Origin of the sequence: Halomonas sp. Cn5-12 (assembly GCF_021532545.1) — a bacterium.
In the GTDB taxonomy this organism is placed as follows: Bacteria; Pseudomonadota; Gammaproteobacteria; order Pseudomonadales; family Halomonadaceae; genus Vreelandella; species Vreelandella aquamarina.
This window is the reverse complement of the sequence record NZ_JAKGAY010000067.1, coordinates 1-3,952: the sequence shown is the minus strand read 5'-3', so window position 1 is coordinate 3,952 and position 3,952 is coordinate 1. Positions and strand designations below refer to the sequence as shown.

The window sequence follows — 3,952 nt, the reverse complement described above, 5'->3', positions numbered from 1 at the left end:
GACTTCGGGCAGGATATCGGGCGCATGACGGTGCTCAAGACGCTGCGGAGCCGACTGCGTTATCCACGAGGAACGCCATGCTGACCGTCAATCGGCGACACTCTATCCACAAGCAGTTCCAAGCGACCCAGATATGTCGTGCCTGGCGGGTGGAAAGGCATGACAAAACGGGCCGTCAGCACCGATCAGCACGGTGGGTTTTGGCAATAACGGGCTTGCGAAAGCCAGCTTGCACGGGGCGAATGATCAAAAAGTGCTCGCTGGCGGTGATAGGGAAAGTGTCGGCGCCGGCTTCACGGATTCAGGACAATGCTTCCCGTACCAGTGCCCTATCAAGTGGTGAGCTCAACCAAGCACTCTCCCATGCGTTCAAAATGCATATTGCAACCTCGCACGCACTTCATCTCCGCTAGCGCCATTGGCTTCTTCGCCATCCATGTAGCTCATTCCAAGTCGAACATTCTTGTTGGCGTAATAGTTAACGCCCAGTGTTGTTTGCTTACCGTCAGTTGTGGCCAGCCCCACATCACTGTATTTTCCGTCGCCATCTTCAAAACGGGCAATAACTTCCCAGGCTCCTTTGGGCGATGACGGTTCCACTCGCTTGAACGCCCCAGCCTTGTAAGGACGGCTTTCGCCGGTGACAACCCAACCAAGCTGTACGTAATAACCATCAACATCCACCTGACCTTCCTCGGAATCGAAATATTCGGCCTGGGCATGGAAGGGCCCGGAAGCGCCGGCCAATTCCAGATTAAACGTATCGACCTCATTGGCCTGAGTGTCGGCATCACGCGTGGTATAACCCGCACCAAGATGAACAACAGCATTATTCGTTTGAACGGGTGCAACCGTGCCCCGTGCGGTTACTGCCGTGTTATTGAAGTCGTCGCTGCCATCGCCGTCTGCCTCGAAATAGCCGATACCGTAGGTCCAGTTGCTGCCTTTGCCACTGAGCTGGATGCCGCCGCTGCGACCGGGGGTATAACGCTCGGTCATGGCGGATCGCTCAAGGGCCGAGATGTCTTTTGAACTCGTTAATTGTTCCAGGCCGAATGGCTCTTTCTGCTTACCAATAGTCACGGTTGCAGCTGAGCCAAATCCCAGGTAGCGAATGTACAGGTCCTCAGCGTTCCCGCCTTTGGCGCCATCACTCTCAGCCACGTTGAACTGGGCTTTGTACGCCCAGTCGCCAAAGTGGCCCTTGGCGTAGAGGCGTGCCCGGCGCACGTCGAAATCGGTAGTGTCAACACCGTTGGCGTCAGACTGCGTGGCGTCGTAATCCCATTGAAGGCGCCCGCCGAGCTGAAAAGACGCAGAGTTATCCGACACTTTCACTTTGATACCGCTGTCGGTATCGATCACAAGGTCTTTGCCGCTGGTCGTAACAGTTCCGGCCTGTGCGGCGGAAGCTGCAGAAATCGCCAAAGCCAAGCCCAAATATTTCTTGCTCATAGTGGTTTTTTCCTTTCAGTTTGCTTGTGGGTATTGAAGAATCAATGGAAAGTCTATTTGGTAAAGATTGCAGTTTGTTTACAAATGATGCATCGAAACAGGGCATCGGTTCGGGCCTGTGACAGGTTTTGGCGCGCTGCGTGTTGCGGCCCTATTCTTGGTCAAGCTAAGAGTTCGCCGCTTAAGTCCCAGGACTCTGACAAATAACAATGGGTAAGCGGATTAAATGGTTGATCTTACCTTTGCATGAGAGTGAGACAGACCGGCATCTCATCGGATTATCTGGTTGATGCTTCACCTACTGCTGGTGCATGTTTCCTTCGCTAATTCCAGCAAGAACCCCACACGCCTCAACTTCCCGGTCATCGTTGCAACTCGCTCTCAGTGAAACGAGTTGTTTCTCAAGCGCCTGTAGAGCGGTTATCTGCGAGCGCACATGAGAGATGTGATCATCGAGCAAGGCGTTGACGGCGGTACAAGGCTGATGAGGGTCGTCCTGATAGCGCTTTAGTTCGTGAATTTCTGCCAGTGACAGATCCAGGATGCGGCAGCGACGAATAAAGGCCAGCCGCTCAACGTGTTTCTCGGTATAGACACGGTAACCGTTCTCCTGCCGACCAGGCGGCGGCAACAAGCCCTGCCGTTCGTAGAAGCGGATCGTCTGTGTATCTACCCCTACTGACTGTGCCAACTGACCAATACGCATCGGGTTCCTCCGCAACGGATTCTCTACGCTATTGACCTTATAGTAGCTTTATAGTTTTAAATGGTACCACAACATTGTTCAAGTGGAGTCGTATCATGAGCAAATCCTGTGGTGGCGCCTGTGGCGGTGATGCAACGTCCGCAGCGGATACCGATATGCAGGCCTCCTCCGATGCGTCGGGGGAATGGGTCAGTGTTTATGCCGTGCCGAAGATGGACTGTCCATCAGAAGAGCGAATGATTCGCCTGGCTCTTAACGGCTTTGAGGAGATTCGGGCGCTGTCCTTCGACTTGTCCAACCGCCGGCTGAAGGTCGTGCACGACGGCGAGGTCGAACCCGTCACCTCGAAACTGAAGACCTTGGGGCTAGGAGCCTCGCTTCAGGAAACCGTCGCCGCAAATCCGGAGACCATCAAGGCCGCCGAGTTCTCGGCAGCTTCGGCTAAGCAAGAAGCCGGGACCCTGCGCTGGTTGCTCGGCATCAATGCACTTCTCTTCGTGGTGGAAATGACTGCCGGTCTGATCGCCCAGTCCACCGGCCTGATTGGAGAATCTCTGGACAATTTTGCAGATGCGGCGGTGTACGGCCTTGCCCTCTATGCGGTTGGGCATAGCGTGAAAATGCAGGTACGTGCCGCGCATCTTGCTGGTGTACTGCAGCTGATTTTGGCTGTGGGCGTGCTCGTAGAGGTGGTGAGACGCTTTGTATTCGGTAGTGAGCCTGAATCGCTGGTGATGATGGCTATCGCATTCGTCGCATTGATTGCCAATACCAGTTGTCTGCTGCTCATATCCAAACATCGGGAGGGCGGGGCGCACATGAAGGCAAGCTGGATATTCTCGGCCAACGACGTGGTGATCAACCTGGGGGTCATCACCGCCGGCGCCCTGGTCGCGTGGACCGGTTCCAATTATCCGGATCTGATTATCGGCACCATCGCGGGGGGCATTGTACTTAACGGTGCCAGACGCATTTTGGCGTTGAAGGGTTAAATAATGCTCATTATTGGCAAAAAGCTCTCGCCGTATGCCCTATTGTCCATATCGGGCCTGCTGGCAGCGTCTGATCAGGCTGTAAAGTGGCTGGTGCAGCAATCAATGGCCTATGGCGAGTATGTTTCGGTGACCCCGTTCTTTAACTGGGTGCACCTATGGAACACCGGTGCCGCATTCAGTCTTTTTGCGGATGGTGGAGGCTGGCAGCGCTCTTTTTTTATCGGAATCGCGGTAGTGGTCTCGATTTTCTGATCAAGCTGATCCTTGAAAATCGTCATAAAGGAGAGGCCATCGCTTACAGTCTTATCCTCGGTGGCGCCATGGGCAACCTGATTGACCGGGTCTTTCGCGGCTATGTTGTGGATTCCTTTGATTTCTATTGGCGAGACTGGCATTGGCCGGCCTTCAACCTGGCTGATATTGCAATTGTCCTCGGTGCCTTACTTTTCGTTTCCAGCAGCTTGTTGGGTAAAAAAGCAAACACCAATGCCGAGCCGGATGGATCTGACTGACACCTACGCCTATACAACACCATGACCGAACTTCCCGACAACATCCTTCACCTGCCGCAATACCAAGTACTGGGCTGCAAATCAACCGACGACGAAATGCACTTCCAGGTGGACGTGCCAGATCCCATCGCCTGCGAGGAATGCAGCGGTCAAGGCGGTGCTGCCCCAGGCCCGTATCGTGGTCGATAAGTTCCATGTGGTGCGCATGGCCAACGATGCCCTAGAGAGAGTGCGCAAGGGCCTCAGAAAGGAGCTGAAACCGTCCCAGAGCCGGACTCTCAAGG

Annotated in this window: 5 protein-coding genes and 1 pseudogene; 4 read left to right on the top strand and 2 right to left on the bottom strand. The window is 54.4% G+C overall.

The genetic code is table 11. The features are described 5' to 3' along the window. Window positions 1-369: 369 nt before the first annotated feature. Both L1249_RS17190 and cadR read right to left on the bottom strand, forming a co-directional pair. Window positions 370-1,455, bottom strand: a complete 1,086-nt coding sequence (locus L1249_RS17190) for an OprO/OprP family phosphate-selective porin (protein WP_054641840.1) — start codon at window positions 1,453-1,455, stop codon at window positions 370-372. 298 nt (window positions 1,456-1,753) lie between these two features. Then, on the bottom strand, window positions 1,754-2,161 hold the full coding sequence (cadR, locus tag L1249_RS17185) for a Cd(II)/Pb(II)-responsive transcriptional regulator (RefSeq protein WP_172416274.1): 408 nt from the start codon (window positions 2,159-2,161) through the stop codon (window positions 1,754-1,756). Between the two features lie 95 nt (window positions 2,162-2,256). Here cadR and L1249_RS17180 point away from each other — a divergent pair, with 95 nt between their 5' ends. From L1249_RS17180 to L1249_RS17170, 4 genes and pseudogenes are all read left to right on the top strand, one after another. Beyond that, on the top strand, window positions 2,257-3,153 hold the full coding sequence (locus tag L1249_RS17180) for a cation transporter (RefSeq protein ID WP_228169077.1): 897 nt from the start codon (window positions 2,257-2,259) through the stop codon (window positions 3,151-3,153). Between the two features lie 3 nt (window positions 3,154-3,156). After that, window positions 3,157-3,408 (top strand): signal peptidase II, encoded by a 252-nt coding sequence (locus L1249_RS17770; protein ID WP_442908459.1) that lies wholly within the window; start codon window positions 3,157-3,159, stop codon window positions 3,406-3,408. Beyond that, the gene (gene lspA, locus L1249_RS17175) at window positions 3,312-3,668 is read left to right on the top strand and encodes a signal peptidase II (RefSeq protein ID WP_442908457.1); all 357 of its coding nucleotides are present in this window, start codon (window positions 3,312-3,314) and stop codon (window positions 3,666-3,668) included. The genes L1249_RS17770 and lspA overlap by 97 nt, the downstream gene beginning before the upstream one ends. A 145-nt stretch (window positions 3,669-3,813) precedes the next feature. Beyond that, window positions 3,814-3,952, top strand: a pseudogene (locus tag L1249_RS17170) (transposase); the annotation flags it as partial.